The following is an 18,732-nucleotide window of genomic DNA, read 5'->3' as shown; positions in this document are numbered from 1 at the left end:
ATATAGCTCCAGGTACAGGTAATGAACGTGAAAAACCGCCGCAGATTACAGCGGGATATCACCTATCCCCCACTAAGGTGGAGCGAAGCGAGGGGGGGGCAGCGGGGCCGTCGTCAAGCATGCCGTGCTGCCCCCATTGCTTCACGACGGCCCCCGGCGCGCGCTTAATCAACCAGCGCAGGGTTGACCCAACGGAGCCATTCGTCGATGCCCTCCCCGGTCTTAGCGGAGACCTCAATCACCTTCACGCCTGGATTGACCTTTTCCAGGTTGGCGCGGAAGAGCTCCATGTCGAAGTCAAGGTACGGGGCAAGGTCCATCTTGTTGATAACCACTACCTGCACAGAGCGGAACATCACCGGGTACTTGACCGGCTTATCCTCCCCCTCGGTGATGGAGTAGACCATTGCCTTGCGAGTCTCACCGACCTCAAACTCAGCCGGACAGACAAGGTTTCCCACATTTTCAATCATGACCAGGTCAAGCGTGGCCAAATCCAGCCCCTCGAGCGCGCGGGAGACCATCGGGGCGTCCAAGTGGCATTCACCACCGAATCCGTTGCCCGTGTTCAGCAGCGAAATCTGTGCCCCGTAGCCCTCCAAGCGGTCGGCATCGAGAGCCGTCTCAATATCGCCCTCGATAATGCCGACGCGCAGCTTTCCCTGCGCAGCCGCCAGTGTCTTCTCCAACAGCGCAGTCTTGCCTGAGCCCGGGGAGCTCATCAGGTTGATGGCTTCCACGCCATGTTCAGCAAGCAGCTCGCGATTGTGCTCCGCGCGATGGTCGTTTTCGCTGAAGATGTCCTCGAGGATGGTCACGCGTTCCACGCCGGTTTCATAACCCGAATGGTCGCCGTGGCTAGTGTCATCGGGATCGGCGAGATGAACGTGGTCATGGCCGTGATGGTGGTCATGGTCGTGGTCATGATGATGGTGGTGATGGTGGTGTGCGTCATCGCCGTCATGCCGGTGGAAACGTCCCATGATAAAACCGTCTTTCCTACTTGTGCGTGTCGACGTCGATGTCGACGATTGTGAACTCTTCCCCCGAGATTACGCGTCCTGGCTTTCCGCACGTGGGGCACAGCAGGCCGTCGAGTGGCCCCACCTGTTCGCGATGCCCGTGCGCGCATTCGACAACCGCAGGTACCCAGTCAATATCCAATTTCGCGTCCCTCAAACCGGTATCGCGACTGACGAAATCCCACGCGTATGAAAGGGTTTCTGGCACAACCTGCCGTAGAGCGCCTATCCGCAGGTGCACAGTGCGTACAGTTCGACCTTCGGCTGCTCTCGTGACAACCTTCGCCAACTGCATGCTCAACGCTACTTCGTGCACAATCTCCAAACTAGCAGTGCGAACGGACCCGAGCCGCTTACGTAAAGTTGAATGTATGGAAAAGGCAGGCACGACCGGGGCGGGGATGGGTACGAGCATTCAACGCATTCGCTGGCGTATCGAAGGTATCGTCCAGGGGGTCGGATTCCGCCCTTTTGTCGCCACCATCGCCCGGCGCGCGGGTCTCGTCGGCTTCTGTGGCAACGATGAGCAGGGCGTATTCATCGAGGTAGAAGGAACGTCGGACGCCCTCGCTGCCTTCCGCAGCCAGCTTTTCACCGAACTGCCGGCGCTTGCCCGCATCATCAATCACTCCGCCGAGCACATCGCGACACTGGGCCATGAGCGCGAGTTCACCATCGTGCCCTCTCGCCACAGCTACTCCGGCCGCGCACTGCTTCCGCCCGACACTGCACTGTGCCCGGACTGCCGCCGTGAGTTTTTCGACCCTACCAACCCGCGCTACCTCTACCCTTTCATCTCCTGCACCAACTGCGGACCGCGCCTGTCCATCATCACTGAACTGCCCTACGACCGCCCGCGCACCACTATGGCGGCCTTTCCGATGTGCACCCCGTGCGAGCGCGAGTACACCGACCCCACCGACCGCCGCTATCACGCTCAGCCAATCAGCTGCTTCGACTGTGGCCCGCGTCTGAGCTGGCACGATGCAGGCGGCACCATCACCGCCACCTCCCGCGAGGAGGTTCTCGCGCTCTTTCGTCGCGCACACGCACTGCTTGACGACGGCGCCCTGCTCGCCGTCAAAGGTATTGGTGGTTTTCACCTGGTCTGCGATGCCACCAATGACGCTGCCTGCGAGAAACTACGGATGCGCAAACGTCGACCCGACAAACCGTTGGCGGTAATGGCCCCCGCTGTTGACACCGCTGCCCAACTGGTTGAGTTAACTGAGCAGGAGAAGCGTTTCCTCGACTCCCCTGAGGCACCGATTGTGATTGCACCGAAGCAGCGGTCGGGGCCGCTTTCCAATCTCATCGCACCGGACCTCGACAGCTTCGGGATTATGCTTCCGTACTCAGGCATTCACCTGTTGCTTTGCGATCGCCCACTCGTTGTCACTAGCGGCAACCTCAGTGGCGAGCCCGTGTGTACCGACAATGCCGACGTGCTGAAGAAGCTCGGTCACATCGCCGACGCTTTCATCCTCCACGACCGCGAAATCCACGTACCCGTTGAAGATTCGGTTTTCATCAGCACCGCCCCATCGCGCCGGTCCCGCGGCTTCGCTCCCGTCCCCGTTTCAATCACGCCCACCGATTCTCGTAGCCACACTGGCCCTGCCCCTGGCACTGGCCCTGGCCCTGGCCCTGGCCCTGGCACCAGCGTCCGGAGCACGTCCCAACCCACCATTTTCGCGACCGGCGGAGAGCTGAAGAACACTTTCGCTATCGCGCATGGGGACCTCGCTCACGTCTCCGCGCACATTGGCGACATGGGTTCGTGGGCCAGCCAGAAGGCCTACCAGAGAGCAGTTGACCAGCTCCTTTCCATGCGCGATGCGACCCCGGACCTTGTCGTCTGCGATCTTCATCCGGGCTACGCCACGACCGCCTTCGCCGAACGCTTCGCCGCCGAGCACGACATCGAACTCCTCGCAGTTCAGCACCACTTCGCACACGCGCTCTCCCTACTCGCGGAGCACCGTCTCCTCTCCCCCAATGCGGGTCATGCAGTTGTCGCCACTCTCGACGGGACCGGCTATGGCACCGATGGCACCATCTGGGGCGGCGAGATCCTCACGCTCAGTCGCAGTTCCACAACCTGGGAACGCACCTGGCACTGCCCCACTTTCCCGTTGGTCGGAGGCGATCGCGCCGTCACGCACCCGTGGCGGCTCGCCCTCGGTCTCGCGCACGAGTGGGAGCTTGACGACGACCACCTCCTGCGCAACCTCTCAAACGAGCGCGAAGTAACCCTGGTTGAAAGCCAGTTGGCGACGGGAGTTGGCACAGTGCAAACTTCATCTCTCGGCCGCATATTCGATGCCGCCGCAGCTCTGCTGCTTCCTCGCTGGCGCGGTGGCGGGGCCATCAGCTACGAGGCGCAAGCGGCCATGGAGTTGGAGGCAGCGGCGACTCGCTACGTGAGGTCACATGCGGAAGCGCTTGAAGCGGTCAGTTCAGAGACCAGACCAGTGCCCCTCCAGGAGGTTATCCGGGAGGCGGTAGCATCGCCCGACGCTGAGCAGGCCGCATTTGTGTTTCACTGTGGGGTCGCGGGTGTCGTCGGCAAGCGATTGGTGCAGGCTGCGGAGGAAGCCGGCACCGATGTTGTCGGCGTCAGCGGGGGTTGCGCGAATAATGCGCTGTTGATGGAGCTGCTGCGGCGCGAAGTTGCAGCTGAGGGCTTTACTCTGTTGCAGCATCAAATTGTGCCACCGGGCGATGGCGGCTTGAGTCTTGGTCAGGCGGTGGCCGGCCGCCTGCTGGCGGCAACGGGCATGGATGTCTAGCAGATGCGCGGCAGCGGGTCGCCGACCAACATGTCCACCATGCGGGTGCCACCGAATCCGGTGACCAGTACCACGGAAGCGGCGGGCTCGTCCTCGATGGAGCCGATATCACAAGCCTCGGAAGCCCCGGCTGCGTGGAGCGCACTGAGCGCTGCCTCGGATTGCCCGGCGGGGACAACGGCGACGAAGGTGCCTTCATTGGCGACGTAGAGCGGATCTATGCCGAGCATGTCACAGGCGCCACGGGTCATTTCACGGACCGCAATGGAATCGTCGTCAAGTACGACACCAAGACCGGTGCCACGGGCGAGCTCGTTGGCGACCGTGCCGAGGCCGCCACGAGTGGCATCGCGCATCCAGCGAGTGCCGGGGGCAGCTTCAAGTAGTGCCTCGACCAGGCCGTTGACGGCACGGGTATCGGACTCGATAGGCGCGGCCAGAGCCAAGTCGCCGCGGGCGAGCATGACGGCCATGCCGTGATCGGCGATTGGACCGGAGACGAGGATGCGGTCTCCGGCCTCGATGTTTGCGTAGACAGATCCTTTCGTAGCGGCACCGGCGTAGTCGCCGCGGACCACGCCCATCCCGGCCGTGGTGATGTAGACCTGGTCACCTGCGCCCTTCGGCACAACCTTGGTGTCGCCGGCGACGATGCTCACCCCTGCGGCATCGGCAGCGACGCGCATACTCGCCACAATGCGGCGCAGAGTCGCAATCTCCAGCCCCTCTTCCAGAATGAACGATGCGGTCAGCGCCAGGGGCCTGGCTCCAGCTACCGCCAGATCGTTAATCGTGCCGTTGACGGCCAAATCCCCGATGTCGCCGCCCGGGAACTCGATGGGATTGACCACATAGGAGTCGGTGGACATTGCCAACCGCGCCCCACCATGTGCAGAAGCTGCCGCAGCCTCGACGACGGCTTCGGCAGCGAACAGCCCGGAGTCGCCACCCTGCCCTAAAATTTCATTGCCATAGGCGTCGAAAAAGACCTGTTCAACCAGAGCTGCGGAGGCCTTTCCACCGGAGCCGTGTTGCAAGGTGACGTAATCGTCGAGAAGCCTGAACGGACGTGCCCGAACGCGACCAATATTGGTGTTTACCTTGGCTTCGTTGGTGTTCAGACGATTCTTCGGCTGCATGCTCACTATCCCTAACTTCACAGCTGGTGGCGGACAAAACTGCTTGCGTCACTCGTCCTTCGAAAACGAGGTTCGCTGCCTCTGATGGTAGTCTCGATAAGTATTGCAAACGAGGAGAAGCGTATGTGTCTTGGTGTCCCTGCCGTCATCACAGAAGTCCACGATGCTGCCCGTGCAACAGTGGAAATTGGTGGCGTCGCACGCATGATTTCCACCGATTTACTTGTTGACGAGAACCTCACCGCCGGTGACTGGGTTCTCGTACATGTCGGTTTCGCCATGAGCAAGATCGACGAGGAAGAAGCCAGACTTTCGCTCCAGCAAATCAAACAGCTAGGCGGCGACACTTACGAGGATGAGCTGGAATCCTTCTCATCGTCACAGATCAACTGAGGGGCTGGACGGCACCATGAAATACGTTGACGAATTCCGCGACCCCGCCGCTGCGAAGAAGCTGCTCGCACGCATTGAACGCGAGGCCACCAAGCTGGAAAAGCCCATCGCGCTGATGGAAGTCTGTGGCGGGCACACGCACACCATTTACCGTTACGGCTTGGAAAACCTCCTACCCGAAAACATCGAGCTGATCCACGGGCCCGGCTGCCCCGTCTGCGTCATCCCCATGGGCCGCGTCGACGATGCCATTTGGCTGGCACAGCAAGAAGACGTCATTTTCACGACCTTCGGCGACATGATGCGTGTTCCGGGGTCCGAAACGTCGCTGATGCAGGCACGTGCGCGCGGCGCCAATGTGCGCTTTGTCTACTCGCCTCTCGACGCGCTGAAGATCGCCACCGATAACCCCGATAAGCAGGTCGTTTTCTTCGCCGTCGGGTTTGAGACAACCGCCCCGTCGACTGCCGTGACCATTGAGGCCGCGCGCCGGCAGGGGGTGGAAAACTTCTCCGTATTTTCCAACCACGTACTCATCGAGCCGCCACTGCGCGCCATCGTCAACGGCGGCGAAACCAAGGTCGATGGTTTCATCGGCCCAGGTCACGTGGCTACAACCACCGGCACGGACGCCTTTGAGTTCCTGCCGCGCGAGTTTAATCTGCCAGTGGCGGTCACCGGTTTTGAGCCATTGGATGTGCTCCAGGCCGTCGTCATGCTGCTGGATCAATTCGTCAGCGGCGACGTTGCTGCCGGTAAGTCGCGGGTGGACAACCAGTACGCGCGCGTCGTTCGCTCCTCCGGCAACACCACCGCGCAGAAACTTATGGACCGCGTCTTTTCTCTCCGCGACACCTTCGAGTGGCGTGGTCTCGGCTGGATTGAAAACTCCGGCCTCGGCATCTCTGAGGAATACGCGGCATTCGACGCCGAGCGTCGTTTCCAGGTGCCGGGGCGCCGTATCCCAGACCCCGTGACCTGCGAATGCGGCTCTGTGCTCACCGGCCACATCAAGCCCTGGCAGTGCGCGGTCTTCGGCACCGCCTGCACCCCGGCGACCCCCATCGGCACCTGCATGGTCTCCCCCGAAGGCGCTTGTGCGGCGTACTACAACTTCGGCCGCATCGATCGGAAGGTCACCGAGAACCTGGCGAAATCCCGCCGCTAGTTACTCCGTAATTCCCGCACGCGCGAGCGCTGCCACGGCTTGCTTTACGACGGGCGCGTCAATCATCTCGCCATCGAGCTGAAAGGCGCCAGTGTGCGTACCTGCGTGATCGACAATCTTCCGGGCGCGGGCGAGCGTTGCTTCCGACGGCTTATATGCCTTGCGCACCGGCGGCACCATCGCCGGGTGGATGCAGGCCGTAGCCAGGAAACCACAGCCCACGGCATCGAGAGCCTCTAGGTACTGGCCGCGCTCATCGCGAAAGTCAGTATGAACGGCATCAATGGCGGCAATACCCGCTGCAGCTGCATGCACCTGAACGAGTGCACGAGCCAATCGCTGCGGATCGCGGTAGTGGCGGCGAGGGTTTTCATCCACACTCTGACGCGAGGACGCCCCACCGAGTTCGGCGGTCAGGTCTTCGGCACCCCAGAACAGACCCACAACGTCCGGGTGCGTGGCAATCTGCTGGATATTAATCATGGCCTGCGGGGTTTCAATCATCGCGATGATCTTCAACCCTTCGAGCTCTGCGGGAATGGAGTCTCGAATCTTGGGCACCATGACGATGTCGTAGTCACATGTACGGGCAAAGGCGACATCCTCCGCGAAGGTCGGAGTCCCAGGACCGGTAATCCGAAGAATAGTCACCTCCGGGTCGAGCGGATTGTTGATGATGTTCGCACGTGCCTGCTCGTGATTGTCAACGGCAGCGCCATCCTCCAGGTCAATAATGACCATGTCCGATCGTTCAGCAGCTTTCTGGAAACGTTCCGGACGGTCAGCCGGGGCGAAGAGTAGCGCCGGGCCAGAGGGAAGCCAAGGGAAGGTCTGTTCACCATCGAGGGAGCTAAAGCCTGTCATAGCTCCTAACCTAATTGAAAACTCGAATCACCTTCGCGCAGGCTCCCCCAGGAGACAACAAAACCCGCGTTGTGGGGTCCATAGAGTGGAAACCACCACGCGGGTTTGCTGAGTTTTTAACCTATGCGATTAGTCGCGGTACAGCAGCAGCGCGTCGCCCTGGCCGCCGCCACCACACAGGGACACACCAGCGCGACCCGAACCGCGACGGTTCAGCTCCATTGCAGCGGTCAGAGTCAGGCGGGCACCGGAGCAGCCAATCGGGTGGCCGAGGGCAATCGCGCCACCGTGGATGTTGGTCTTTTCCAGCGGGTAGTCCAGCTCACGCAGGGACTTGACGGCCACCGCACCAAATGCCTCGTTGATCTCGATGAAGTCAAGCTCCTGCGCGTCCCACTCAGCGCGACGCAGAGCCTCCTTCAAAGAGTCCGCCGGCTGAGCGTGCAGGGAGTTATCCGGACCTGCGGTCTGGCCGGCCTTGCCCACAACTGCGAGGTAGTCTAGGCCGTGCTTCTCTGCGTAGGCACGCGATGCCAGCACAACTGCTGCGGCACCGTCGGAAATCGGCGAGGAGTTACCGGCAGTGATGGTGCCGTTTTCCTTCAGGAAGACCGGACGCAGCTTAGCCAGGGTCTCCACAGTGGTCTCCGGGCGAATGCCCTGGTCGGTGTCAACAACTACCGGGTCACCCTTGCGCTGCGGAATCTCGATTGGAGCGATTTCCTGCGCGAAAATGCCGTCTTCCTGCGCCTTGGCTGCACGCTGGTGAGAAGCGGCCGCAACTTCGTCCTGCTGCTCGCGGCTAATGCCGAGGTCGCTGTTCGGACCGTCGGTAAGCGTACCCATGGACACACCATCGAAGGAGTCGACCAGACCGTCGCGCTCCAAGGTGTCCTCCAGCTTCAGCGCACCGAAGGACTTGCCCTGACGAACACCGCGTGCAACGTGCGGAGCGTGCGTCATGGACTCCTGACCACCTGCAACAACGACGTCTGCATCACCGAGACGAATCAAGCGAGCGGCGTGAATGACAGCGTTTAGACCCGAGAGACAGACCTTGTTAACAATCTCAGCGGTCGTATTCCATGGCAGACCTGCCTTAATGGCGACCTGTCGAGCCGGGTTCTGGCCAGCACCTGCGAGAATCACCTGGCCCAGAACGACGTGCTGAACCTCTTCCGGGGCAACGCCGGAACGCTGAACAGCGTGCTTGACAGCATGTGCGCCGAGTTCGACGGAAGTAAGCGGTGCCAGCTGACCGAGCAGCTTGCCCTGCGGGGTGCGAGCACCAGCGAGGATAACGACATCATTCGGGCTGGGAGCTGGAAGGTTACTCATGGATGGATTCTCCTAAGTCAAAACTGATGAGTGTGGACTGACCATGATTGCTGCGTATTTAATTCTCGAGGTCAACCACGTATGCGGCTTCGGTGTTGGCCTCGATATCTGCCAGCGTCACCCCAGGTGCCAGCCTGCGTAGCACCAGGTGATCATCAGCGACATCGAAGCTTCCCAGGTTGCTAATAATCCTTTTCACTACTTTTGCACCTGTGAGGGGCAGTTCGCAGGCTTTTACCAATTTTGGTTTGCCATCTTTGGAAACATGATCGGTCAAAACCACCACTCGAGGGGTACCGGCGACCAAGTCCATCGCACCGCCCATGCCCTTGACCATCTTTCCCGGAATCATCCAATTGGCCAGGTCACCGCACTGGCTCACCTCCATCGCACCCAACACGGCCATTTTCACGGCACCGCCGCGAATCATGCCGAAACTGGTGGCGGAGTCGAAGATTGCCGCGCCCGGCACCAATGTCACGGTCTGCTTCCCCGCATTGATGAGGTCAGCATCCTCTTCGCCTTCATATGGGAAGGCACCCATTCCCAGAATTCCGTTTTCACTCTGCAGCAGAACGCGCACGCCTTCGGGAATATGGTTTGCCACCAGTGTCGGAATGCCGATACCCAGATTCACATAGTCGCCATCGCGCAGCTCTTCAGCGGCCTGCTGTGCCATCTCGTCACGGCTCCAGCCCTTGTCCATAATTGTCTTCGCAGGTGCCATTTAAATCTCCTCCCCTGCTGCCGCGTCACCGGCATCGTGGCTGGAATCGGTATTGCGTGGCCGAGTTGTGCGCTTTTCAATGAGCTTCTCGCGACCGTCACCGCGGACGATGTGCTGGATATGCACACCCGGAGTCATCACCAGATCTGGGTCGATCTCACCGCGGCCAAGCAAGTGCTCCACCTCTGCAACGGTCACCTTGCCGGATGCTGCGCACAGCGGGTTGAAGTTCTGCGCGGTCCGGCGATATACAAGGTTGCCGTCAATATCGCCGTGGTAGGCGTGCACCAGGCCGATGTCGGCAACGATGCCACGCTCCTGCACGTAGGTCTGTCCGTCGAAGTCGGCGTGGGGCTTGCCCTCTGCAACGAGCGTACCGACGCCGGTTGCGGTGTAGAACGCGGGAATACCTGCGCCACCTGCGCGAAGACGCTCTGCCAGAGTGCCCTGTGGGGTGAACTCCACCTCGATTTCTCCTTCGAGGTACTGGCGAGCAAACTCCTTGTTCTCGCCGACGTAGGAGGCCACTACCTTTGCCACCTGCTTGTTCTCCAGCAGAATGCCGAGCCCAGTACCGTCAATGCCCATGTTGTTGGACACGATGGTGAGGTCTTTTGCCCCGGAGTCGCGCACGCCCTCGATGAGGGTATATGGCACACCGCAAAGGCCGAAACCGCCGACTGCCAGGGTCATTCCATCAGTGACGAGGCCTGCGACAAGCTCGCGACCGGTCTGATCAGTTGTTTTTGACATTGTTCTACACCCAGCCCAGGATTCGCGGAGCCATCTCACGCATCTCAACCTTGCGAACCTTGCCCGACGCGGTCATCGGAAACTCCTCGACGACGTGGACGTAGCGCGGAATCTTGTGACGCGACAGCTTGCCGTGGGCAAAGGCCGCCACGTCCTCAGCGGTGAGGTCTTCCACATCGTCGTGCAGAATTACCCATGCCATAATTTCTTCGCCATACTTGTCATCCGGCACGCCGATGACCTGTGCATCGACAACAGCCGGGTGAGTGAACAGGAACTCTTCAATCTCGCGCGGGTAGATGTTCTCACCACCGCGGATGAGCATGTCCTTGATACGTCCGGTGATGGACAGGTAGCCCTCGTCGTCAAGCACACCCAAGTCGCCGGTGTGCATCCAGCCGTCGGCGTCGATGGCCTCGGCAGTCTTTTCCGGGTGCTCCCAGTACTCCTTCATCACGGAGTATCCACGGACGACGACCTCGCCCTGTTCACCTCGTGGTAGGGTCTCGCCGGTTTCTTCACAGATGATGCGGGCTTCCAGGTGCGGCATGATCTGCCCGACGGTGTTGACGCGCTTTTCCAGCGGGGAATCCGCGCGGGTCTGGAAGGACACCGGCGAAGTCTCGGTCATGCCGTAACAGATGGCAATCTCACGCATATTGAGCTTGTCCATCACATCACGCATGGTCTTCGACGGGCACGAGGTACCTGCCATCACACCTGTGCGCAGCAGCGACAGGTCGTAAGGGGAGCCGTATTCCTCCTGGTCGTGGGCTTCTTCAAGCTCATTGATGAACATCGTCGGCACGCCGTAGAGGCTAGTGGCCTTAGCCGAGTGCACAGCCTTGAGAGTTTCGCGCGCCTTAAACGACGGCGCTGGAATGACAATGGCGGCACCGTGGGTGAAGGCCGCAAACGTGCCGATCACCATGCCGAAGGTGTGGAAGAACGGCACCGGCACACAGATGCGGTCGGCCTCGGTGTAGCCCAACAGCTCGCCGATGAAGTATCCATTGTTCAGCAGATTGCGGTGCGTCAGCGTAGCGCCCTTGGGAAAGCCTGTCGTGCCCGAGGTGAACTGGATGTTGATCGGATCGTCCGGCTTCAGCTGGGAGGTGTACTCGCTCAGGTCGTCGATTTCGCTGTGCATGTGCTCGTACCACTCGGAGGAGCCGAAGTAGATGACCTTGTCCAGGCGCACACCGCGCTGCTTGGAGGCCTCGATCAGCATGGTTCGGTAATCGGAGTCCTTGTAGCGGCGGGCGGCAAACACCATACGCACACCTGCCTTTTCCAATACGTAGTTCAGCTCGTGCTGGCGGTAAGCCGGGTTGATGTTGACCAGCACCAGGCCGATGTGGTGGCAGGCGTACTGCACCACGGTCCACTCCCAGCGGTTGGTGGACCAAATGCCGATACGATCTCCTGGACGGTAGCCCTCACGGATGAAAGCGCTGGCCAGACGCAGAACTCGGTTGTAGAAACGCTCAAAGGTAAAGGAGACATCCGCGTAGACGTCAACGACGGCGTCGCGGGACGGGAATTTCTCCACAATCGCACGCAGGTTCTCACCGAGAGTCTCATCGCGAAGTGGAGCGGCTCCTTGCTCGACACCGGCGCCGAACACGTGGCTCATCTTGTTGCCATCGGCATCGACAACATCCTTGCCGTATGGTGCCGGCACAGTGGTGAAGCCCTCCGGCAGCTTCGAAGGATCAGCAGTGCGCTGTTCTGCGTGGTTCTTCAATGTCGCGGTCATGGGGAGATCTCCTTGGTTTAAGTGACTCCGCATAGTGCGGAGTGTGAGAGGGAATTGTGTTGTTTAGGGGGATAAATCAGTGGTCGTTACCGGGCGTGGGACTAACCGGTTACAGCGGCTCGCCGAGCAATGGCTTCTGCCTGGCGGAAGAGCGGCGCATCCACCATCTGGCCGTCAAAGCTGAATGCACCGGTGTTCTTTTCCGCTTCCGCCAAGAGCCGACGCGCCCAGCCAATCTCCTCGTCGCTGGGACGGTAAGCCTGGCGGATTGTCGGGACCTGACCTGGGTGGATACAGACGGTGGCGGCGAACCCCAACGCAGCGGCATCGGCTGCCTCCGCAGCTAGCCCATCCGCGTCGGAGATATTGACGTAGATGGAATCCAGACTGGCCTTACCGTGCGCCGCTGCCGCCAGGTGAACATGGCTGCGGGTATGCACCGCCACACTGCGGTAGCTACCCGCATGGATACGGCCCGGCGCGAGTGCAGCCTCTGCTTCGCTAAAGCGTGATGACGTTCCCGCCAAGCCCGCCACCAGATCCTCTGCGCCCCAGAACAGCGCAACGACGCCATCGGCCTGCGCCAGCTCTTCGGCGCGCATGACCCCAAGCGGAGTTTCGATAAGGGCAATGACCTGGGTCTTCTCCCCCAGTGCCGCCACCAAATCATCCGCTTGCTTCGCCGAGGAGGCCTTGGGCAGCATCACCTGGCGGAAAGCGGTGCCACGCAGCATGTCAATATCCGCTGCGTAGTCCTCAACCTCCGGTGGATTGACACGCACAATAGTGCGGGCCGGATCGAGGTCACAGGAGACGATAGCCTCGCGGGCAGCCTCACGGTTTTCTGCGCGACAGCCGTCCTCCAAGTCCAGAATCACCATGTCGGCACGGTCAGCAGCTTTAGCGAACCGTTCCGGCCGGTCGGCTGGCGCAAACAGAATTGCAGGGCCCAGCGGCTGCCAGGAGTTATGCGTAGACATGAGCCACTCACTTCCCCGCTGAAGCTGCGTTCTCGGAGCCGTCGTCAAGCGAAATCGGTGCGCATTGGACGAGCGTGGAACGGACTGCGCGGCAGACGACGGTGCCGTCCTGGTTGCGTCCGATGTGCTCAAGCTCGACAATGCCCTGGTTGGGGCGGGACTGGGACAGACGCTTGTTACGGCAGACGGTCTCTGCGTACAGGGTGTCGCCGTGGAACATCGGTGCGGGAAACGCCACTTCGGTAAAGCCGAGGTTGGCGACGATGGTGCCGAGCGTGAGCTGCCCGACAGACAGCCCGACAACCGTCGACAGCGTCCACATCGAATTGACCAGGCGCTCGCCTCCGAATCCCGGCTGCTGGCTCGACCAGTGCGCATCCAGATGCAGTGGCTGGGTGTTCATGGTCAGCGTCGTGAAGAGGACGTCATCGGTTTCAGTGACGGTTCGCCCCGGACGGTGCAGGTAACGCGCGCCAACCTCGTACTCTTCGAACCACAGTCCGCGCTGGACGACGTCGTGGGTGACTTCGGTTGCGTTGTTGTCAGCCATTTTTACAGCCCCAATCCGCGCGCGATCAGCATGAGCTGCACTTCTGTGGTGCCCTCGCCGATCTCCAGGATCTTGGAGTCGCGGTAGTGGCGTGCCACGCGGTACTCGTTCATGAACCCGTAGCCGCCGAAAATCTGCGTCGCGTCGCGCGCGTTGTCCATCGCAGCCTCCGAGGCAATCATCTTGGCGATGTACGCTTCACGACGGAACTCTGCGCCCGCGGCCATCTTTGCGGCTGCGTCGTACCACGCCATACGTGCGGCATGCGCACGCGCTTCCATTCGTGCGATCTTGAAGGAAACGGCCTGGTACTCACCAATCGCACGGCCCATGGAGTGGCGCTCCTTGGCGTGGCGGACCGACTCATCAACACAACCCTGCGCAGCACCGGTGGCAAGCGCTGCGATTGCGACACGCCCCTCGGCCAAGATGGACAGGAAGTTAGCGAAGCCGCGACCACGGGTGCCCAGCAGGTTCTCCTGCGGGACGCGAACATCGGTGAAGGTCAGTGGGTGGGTGTCGGAGGCATTCCAACCGACCTTGTCGTAAGCCGGTTCCGCGACAAAGCCCTCCGTGCCACTCGGCACGATGATGGTAGAAATCTCCTTCTTGCCATCTTCCTTCTGGCCGGTGACTGCGGTGACAGTAACCAGCGAAGTAATATCCGTGCCGGAGTTGGTGATGAACTGCTTGGCGCCGTTGATGACGAAATCATCGCCGTCTTCACGGGCTGTGGTGCGGGTGGCGCCGGCGTCGGAACCTGCATCCGGCTCGGTGAGACCAAAGCCAGCGAGCTTCTTACCAGCAGTCAGCTCGGGCAGGTAGGTCTCCTTCTGCTTGTCATTGCCGAAGTGGAAGATTGGCATGGCGCCCAAACCAACGCCGGCTTCCAGGGTGATAGCGACCGACTGATCGACTTTAGCCAGCTCCTCCAGGGCGATACCGAAGGACAGGTAGTCACCGCCCATGCCACCGACTTCCTCAGGGAATGGCAGACCGAACAGGCCCATTTCGCCCATCTGCGAGACAACCTCGTACGGGAAAGTGTGGTTGCGGTCGTGCTCGGCGGAAACCGGGTCGACAACTTCGTTGGCAAATTCGCGAACTACTTTCTGCAGCTCCACGTATTCGTCGTCGAGGATGGCGGTTGCAATCTTGGTGCTTTCGGACATGATGGGTGCTCCTTAAAAGATTTTGTAGGTGTGGGACTTGATTGGCGTTAGACCTGGTTGGGGCGTTTCGTGTGGGTTTTTATTCCTCGGCTTCGGCCACCGTGATGACCGCCAGCTGCTGGTCACCGGTGACTTGATCGCCCGGCGCGACGGTGAAGCTGACCTCACCCGCAATTTCGGCGGTGAGAGTGTGCTCCATCTTCATGGCCTCCATGACCAACAGAGCATCACCAACTTCGACGCGGGTTCCCTCCTCCACCGCCAACGCGATAATCGCGCCGGGCATCGGAGCTTGGATGACTCCCGAGCCTCCGGCATCGGCTTCGGCTCCGGTGGTGACTACCTCGGTGCGAGGCAGCACCCAGGTGCCGTGAGCACCGGTGACGACGTATTCTTCATGGTTCGCTGCCCCCGCATTGTCGATGGTCTCGACCAGGAAGTGCTGTGCGACACCGTCGCGGACGATGCGCAGGTGTTCCCCGTCGCGGTAGACCGAAACCTTGTAGTTTCGCGGTTCTGGAACGTCGATCTCTTCGTTCTCCGCCTCGGCGGACAGGCCCGCGACCACATCACCGACGATGACGTCGGCGCTCGACGGCGTGCCCACAATCGAGATCAGACGCGAGTCCTCCCCCGTTCCGAAGCGGATGCGCTGCGCGGCAGGGGTACTGGCGCGCCAGCCGTCCGGGGTCAGCCACGGCGAGTCGGTGGCCTCTTCAAAGCGAGAAGTCAGCCAGTCCATCGCAGCGGCGAGGTAGACATCGTCCGGTGTTTCGGAGGTGGCGAAGCCTTCCGCCACACGGTCGAGCAGACCGGTATCAAGATCGCCGGCGCGAACCTCGGGGACGTTCAGCAGGTAGCGACAAAAATCGATATTGACTCCGACACCTGCGACAACGGTGTCTCCGAGCGCCCGGTCCAGCCGCTCGAGCGCCTGCTCACGGTTTTCCCCATGGGAGATAATCTTCATCAACATCGGGTCATAGAGGGATGAGACCTCGGAACCGTCGACAATGCCGGAATCCACCCGGATTCCCGTCCCGCTCGGCTCGACGACACGTGTGACCGTGCCACCGGTGGGCAGGAATCCCGCTGCCGGGTCTTCGGCATACACGCGAGCTTCAATCGAGTGACCGGTGAGAGTTACATCTTCCTGAGCAACCGGCAGTGGTCGTCCCGAGGCAATGTCAACCTGCAGTGCCACCAGATCCAGGCCGGTGACCTGCTCAGTTACCGGGTGTTCAACCTGCAGACGCGTATTCATCTCCATGAAGAAGAACGACGACGGGTCCTTCGCCGGCACAATAAACTCCACCGTGCCCACGCCGACGTAGCCAACCGAGCGGGCCGCGTCACAGGCCGCTTCACCGATTGCGCTGCGCGTTTCCTCATCCAGCAGGGGGCTCGGCGCTTCCTCGATGACCTTCTGATGGCGTCGTTGCAGCGAGCACTCACGCTCGCCCAGGTGGATCACATTGCCGTGTTTGTCTGCGAGGATCTGTACCTCGATATGCCGCGGGGTGTCGACGAAGTGCTCGATGAACAGGGAGTCATCGCCGAAGGCACCCGCCGCTTCACGACGAGCCGTTGCGAGCGCTGCCGGCAGGTCAGCAGCGTTTTCCACGCGGTGCATACCCTTACCGCCACCGCCTGCCGATGGCTTAATCAGGACTGGAAAGCCAATCGATGGGGCTGCCTCAATGAGGTCCTCGTCGCTAAGCCCGGGGCGAGACAGACCCGGCACGGTGGGAACATCGCGGGCTTCGACGGCAGCGCGGGCGGAGATTTTGTCACCCATGGTGTTGATGGCACTGGCCGGTGGGCCGATGAATTCAATACCTGCTTCCTCACAGGCGGTCGCGAAGTCTGCGTTTTCAGACAGAAAGCCGTAACCGGGGTGGATTCCGTCTGCGTCGCAGCGGCGAGCGGCATCGATAATCTTGTCGATAACCAGGTAGGACTCACGTGCCGGAGATGGGCCAATGTGGATGGCCATATCCGCCATGCGGACGTGAGGGGCGTCGGCATCGGCATCCGAGTAGACCGCGACGGAGCGAATTCCGTTGTCACGAAGGGTTCGAATAATGCGGCAGGCAATCTCCCCGCGGTTTGCGACCAATACGGTACTCAGGCTGCCGCCAGCTGCGTGGGGCTGCGTGTTGTGCGCTGTCATGTGCCCTGTGTTTCCTTTCCAGAAAATGCGGTGTCGAGAGTTTTTAGCTGGTTACTACATGCGGAAGACGCCGAAGCCCTGTTCATCCAGGGGCGCGCCACTTGCCACATCGAGGGCCATGCCAAGAATTCGGCGGGTATCTGCGGGATCGATGACACCGTCATCCCACAGGCGAGCCGATGAGTAATAGCAGTGCGACTGGCGCTCAAACTGCTCGCGGATCGGAGTTTCAAACTCCTCCTGCTCTTCCTGCGACCAGCTCTCACCTGAGCGTTCAATCTGGTTGCGACGAACCGTCGAAAGCGTCATCGCCGCCTGTGGACCGCCCATGACGGAAATGCGAGCATTCGGCCACATCCAGAGGAAGCGCGGCGAATATGCGCGACCGCACATGGAGTAGTTGCCGGCGCCGAAGGCACCACCGATGACTACGGTGAACTTGGGCACGCGGGTGGTAGCCACGGCGTTGACCATCTTGGCGCCGTGCTTTGCAATACCGCCGGCCTCGTATTCGCGACCAACCATGAAGCCCGTGGTGTTCTGCAGGAATACCAGTGGGATGCCGCGCTGGTCACACAACTCGATGAAGTGCGCGCCCTTCTGCGCAGATTCCGCGAAGAGAATGCCGTTGTTGGCGATAATGCCGACGCGGTGACCGTGGATGCGGGCGAAAGCAGTGACCAAGGTCGTACCGAATTCGGCCTTGAACTCCTGGTACTGACCGCCATCCACGATGATTTCGATGACCTCGTGGACGTCGTAAGGCACTTTGGCATCGACGGGGACGACATCGTAAAGATCGGTCTGGTTGCGAGTCGGCGAGACGGTGGATTCTGTGTCCCACGGAACTTCCGGGTCCTTGGGGAGCATTGCGACGATATCGCGGACACGACGCAGTGCGTCGGCATCGTTAACCGCGAGGTGGTCAGTAACGCCGGAGGTCTTGGAGTGCAGTTCGCCGCCACCGAGTTCCTCTGGTGTGACATCTTCACCAGTTGCAGCCTTAACCAGTGGCGGGCCTGCCAGGAAGATGGTGCCCTGGTTTTTCACAATGACCGCTTCATCGCTCATCGCCGGCACATAGGCGCCACCGGCGGTACAGGATCCCATCACGGCGGCAATCTGCGGAATCCCGCGAGCGGAAAGGTTGGCCTGGTTGTAGAAAATGCGACCGAAATGATCGCGATCAGGGAAAACTTCATCCTGGTTGAGAAGCATGGCCCCGCCGGAGTCGACCAAGTAAATGCACGGCAGGTGGTTAAGGCCGGCAATCTCCTGTGCGCGCAGGTGCTTCTTGACAGTCAACGGGTAGTACGTACCGCCGGAAACGGTTGCGTCATTGGCGACAACCAGGCAGCGACGACCTTCGATGATGCCAATGCCGGCGATGACGCCAGCAGCCGGAACCTTGCCGCCATACATTTCGTGAGCCGCTAGAGGTGCGACCTCAAGGAAAGGGCTGCCGGGGTCAAGCAGTTGGTTGATGCGCTGACGTGGCAGCAGCTTACCTCGGGAAATATGGCGAGCACGGGCACGTTCGGAACCACCGCGTGCTGTTGTGCTGAGCAGCTCTTTGAGCTCTGCAACGAGTTCTTCGTGGCGCTGTCGGTTGGTCAATGCTGAGGCGTGAGTCATGGGCGAAATACTTTCCGTTAATGACTATTAACTTTCTTGACAGAAAGATTAATGTGACCCCAGTCACCTCACAACAAATTTTGTTTCCTAGACCACGCTTCCACCCCCGAGAGCCTTTCAGACGGCTTGAAGTACGCACACCTCCCCGAGGTCACGACATATTTCCAGCAGAGATGTAAGTTTCTCCTAGAAATCTGTTTCGGGGGTAAATTCACTCGGATAAGACCGCCCGCGCCGCACAATAAAACCGCCTGACCCCCACACTGC

General features: G+C 60.6%; 16 protein-coding genes. 3 read left to right on the top strand and 13 right to left on the bottom strand.

Annotated elements, in window-relative coordinates:
* Positions 1 to 164: 164 nt before the first annotated feature.
* Both hypB and HMPREF2857_RS04670 read right to left on the bottom strand, forming a co-directional pair.
* Positions 165 to 983, bottom strand: coding sequence for a hydrogenase nickel incorporation protein HypB (hypB, locus tag HMPREF2857_RS04675; protein ID WP_070566216.1), 819 nt, complete (start codon positions 981 to 983; stop codon positions 165 to 167).
* Positions 984 to 999: 16 nt separating this feature from the next.
* Positions 1,000 to 1,317 (bottom strand): hydrogenase maturation nickel metallochaperone HypA, encoded by a 318-nt coding sequence (locus HMPREF2857_RS04670; RefSeq protein WP_070642934.1) that lies wholly within the window; start codon positions 1,315 to 1,317, stop codon positions 1,000 to 1,002.
* A gap of 76 nt (positions 1,318 to 1,393) precedes the next feature.
* On the opposite strand from HMPREF2857_RS04670, the gene HMPREF2857_RS04665 reads away from it, so the two are divergent.
* On the top strand, positions 1,394 to 3,814 hold the full coding sequence (locus HMPREF2857_RS04665; protein WP_083310506.1) for a carbamoyltransferase HypF: 2,421 nt from the start codon (positions 1,394 to 1,396) through the stop codon (positions 3,812 to 3,814).
* Here the strand turns inward: HMPREF2857_RS04665 and hypE are convergent.
* Positions 3,811 to 4,953 carry a hydrogenase expression/formation protein HypE gene (gene hypE, locus HMPREF2857_RS04660; protein ID WP_049172775.1) on the bottom strand — a complete coding sequence of 381 codons (1,143 nt, stop codon included), beginning with the start codon at positions 4,951 to 4,953 and terminating at the stop codon, positions 3,811 to 3,813. The two genes, HMPREF2857_RS04665 and hypE, sit on opposite strands and share 4 nt — an antisense overlap.
* A 123-nt stretch (positions 4,954 to 5,076) precedes the next feature.
* Here hypE and HMPREF2857_RS04655 point away from each other — a divergent pair, with 123 nt between their 5' ends.
* Positions 5,077 to 5,346 carry a HypC/HybG/HupF family hydrogenase formation chaperone gene (locus HMPREF2857_RS04655; protein WP_049172773.1) on the top strand — a complete coding sequence of 90 codons (270 nt, stop codon included), beginning with the start codon at positions 5,077 to 5,079 and terminating at the stop codon, positions 5,344 to 5,346.
* Between the two features lie 16 nt (positions 5,347 to 5,362).
* Entirely contained in the window at positions 5,363 to 6,514 is a 1,152-nt protein-coding gene (gene hypD / locus HMPREF2857_RS04650; RefSeq protein WP_070642932.1) for a hydrogenase formation protein HypD, read from the top strand.
* Here hypD and HMPREF2857_RS04645 read toward each other — a convergent pair whose 3' ends face one another.
* From HMPREF2857_RS04645 to HMPREF2857_RS04600, 10 genes are all read right to left on the bottom strand, one after another.
* Positions 6,515 to 7,378 (bottom strand): HpcH/HpaI aldolase/citrate lyase family protein, encoded by an 864-nt coding sequence (locus HMPREF2857_RS04645; protein WP_070642930.1) that lies wholly within the window; start codon positions 7,376 to 7,378, stop codon positions 6,515 to 6,517.
* 129 nt (positions 7,379 to 7,507) lie between these two features.
* Complete coding sequence (locus tag HMPREF2857_RS04640) at positions 7,508 to 8,716, bottom strand: acetyl-CoA C-acetyltransferase (RefSeq protein WP_038627863.1); 1,209 nt, start codon at positions 8,714 to 8,716, stop codon at positions 7,508 to 7,510.
* 58 nt (positions 8,717 to 8,774) lie between these two features.
* On the bottom strand, positions 8,775 to 9,443 hold the full coding sequence (locus HMPREF2857_RS04635; protein WP_005509864.1) for a CoA transferase subunit B: 669 nt from the start codon (positions 9,441 to 9,443) through the stop codon (positions 8,775 to 8,777).
* Positions 9,444 to 10,196 carry a CoA transferase subunit A gene (locus HMPREF2857_RS04630; protein WP_070566205.1) on the bottom strand — a complete coding sequence of 251 codons (753 nt, stop codon included), beginning with the start codon at positions 10,194 to 10,196 and terminating at the stop codon, positions 9,444 to 9,446.
* Between the two features lie 4 nt (positions 10,197 to 10,200).
* Entirely contained in the window at positions 10,201 to 11,955 is a 1,755-nt protein-coding gene (locus HMPREF2857_RS04625; RefSeq protein ID WP_016422174.1) for an AMP-binding protein, read from the bottom strand.
* Positions 11,956 to 12,056: 101 nt separating this feature from the next.
* Positions 12,057 to 12,935 carry an HpcH/HpaI aldolase/citrate lyase family protein gene (locus HMPREF2857_RS04620; protein ID WP_070642929.1) on the bottom strand — a complete coding sequence of 293 codons (879 nt, stop codon included), beginning with the start codon at positions 12,933 to 12,935 and terminating at the stop codon, positions 12,057 to 12,059.
* Positions 12,936 to 12,942: 7 nt separating this feature from the next.
* Positions 12,943 to 13,485: a MaoC family dehydratase gene (locus HMPREF2857_RS04615; RefSeq protein WP_070642927.1), complete on the bottom strand. Its 543-nt coding sequence runs from the start codon at positions 13,483 to 13,485 to the stop codon at positions 12,943 to 12,945.
* Between the two features lie 2 nt (positions 13,486 to 13,487).
* Positions 13,488 to 14,657, bottom strand: coding sequence for an acyl-CoA dehydrogenase family protein (locus tag HMPREF2857_RS04610; RefSeq protein WP_070429811.1), 1,170 nt, complete (start codon positions 14,655 to 14,657; stop codon positions 13,488 to 13,490).
* Between the two features lie 79 nt (positions 14,658 to 14,736).
* The gene (locus HMPREF2857_RS04605) at positions 14,737 to 16,830 is read right to left on the bottom strand and encodes an acetyl-CoA carboxylase biotin carboxylase subunit (RefSeq protein ID WP_070642926.1); all 2,094 of its coding nucleotides are present in this window, start codon (positions 16,828 to 16,830) and stop codon (positions 14,737 to 14,739) included.
* A gap of 54 nt (positions 16,831 to 16,884) precedes the next feature.
* The gene (locus tag HMPREF2857_RS04600; protein ID WP_070642925.1) at positions 16,885 to 18,465 is read right to left on the bottom strand and encodes a carboxyl transferase domain-containing protein; all 1,581 of its coding nucleotides are present in this window, start codon (positions 18,463 to 18,465) and stop codon (positions 16,885 to 16,887) included.
* Positions 18,466 to 18,732: the final 267 nt, after the last annotated feature.

This window comes from Corynebacterium sp. HMSC076C10, from assembly GCF_001812455.1.
Classification (GTDB): domain Bacteria; phylum Actinomycetota; class Actinomycetes; order Mycobacteriales; family Mycobacteriaceae; genus Corynebacterium; species Corynebacterium jeikeium_D.
The sequence above is the reverse complement of the archived record's forward strand: the minus strand, read 5'-3'. Positions and strand labels throughout refer to the sequence as shown.

Bases quoted from the DNA above. Each gene is read 5' to 3' on its own strand.
- hypB (WP_070566216.1), bottom strand. From the start codon at position 983: ATGGGACGTTTCCACCGGCATGACGGCGATGACGCACACCACCATCAC.
- HMPREF2857_RS04670 (WP_070642934.1), bottom strand. From the start codon at position 1,317: ATGCAGTTGGCGAAGGTTGTCACGAGAGCAGCCGAAGGTCGAACTGTA.
- HMPREF2857_RS04665 (WP_083310506.1), top strand. From the start codon at position 1,394: ATGGAAAAGGCAGGCACGACCGGGGCGGGGATGGGTACGAGCATTCAA.
- hypE (WP_049172775.1), bottom strand. From the start codon at position 4,953: ATGCAGCCGAAGAATCGTCTGAACACCAACGAAGCCAAGGTAAACACC.
- HMPREF2857_RS04655 (WP_049172773.1), top strand. From the start codon at position 5,077: ATGTGTCTTGGTGTCCCTGCCGTCATCACAGAAGTCCACGATGCTGCC.
- hypD (WP_070642932.1), top strand. From the start codon at position 5,363: ATGAAATACGTTGACGAATTCCGCGACCCCGCCGCTGCGAAGAAGCTG.
- HMPREF2857_RS04645 (WP_070642930.1), bottom strand. From the start codon at position 7,378: ATGACAGGCTTTAGCTCCCTCGATGGTGAACAGACCTTCCCTTGGCTT.
- HMPREF2857_RS04640 (WP_038627863.1), bottom strand. From the start codon at position 8,716: ATGAGTAACCTTCCAGCTCCCAGCCCGAATGATGTCGTTATCCTCGCT.
- HMPREF2857_RS04635 (WP_005509864.1), bottom strand. From the start codon at position 9,443: ATGGCACCTGCGAAGACAATTATGGACAAGGGCTGGAGCCGTGACGAG.
- HMPREF2857_RS04630 (WP_070566205.1), bottom strand. From the start codon at position 10,196: ATGTCAAAAACAACTGATCAGACCGGTCGCGAGCTTGTCGCAGGCCTC.
- HMPREF2857_RS04625 (WP_016422174.1), bottom strand. From the start codon at position 11,955: ATGACCGCGACATTGAAGAACCACGCAGAACAGCGCACTGCTGATCCT.
- HMPREF2857_RS04620 (WP_070642929.1), bottom strand. From the start codon at position 12,935: ATGTCTACGCATAACTCCTGGCAGCCGCTGGGCCCTGCAATTCTGTTT.
- HMPREF2857_RS04615 (WP_070642927.1), bottom strand. From the start codon at position 13,485: ATGGCTGACAACAACGCAACCGAAGTCACCCACGACGTCGTCCAGCGC.
- HMPREF2857_RS04610 (WP_070429811.1), bottom strand. From the start codon at position 14,657: ATGTCCGAAAGCACCAAGATTGCAACCGCCATCCTCGACGACGAATAC.
- HMPREF2857_RS04605 (WP_070642926.1), bottom strand. From the start codon at position 16,830: ATGACAGCGCACAACACGCAGCCCCACGCAGCTGGCGGCAGCCTGAGT.
- HMPREF2857_RS04600 (WP_070642925.1), bottom strand. From the start codon at position 18,465: ATGACTCACGCCTCAGCATTGACCAACCGACAGCGCCACGAAGAACTC.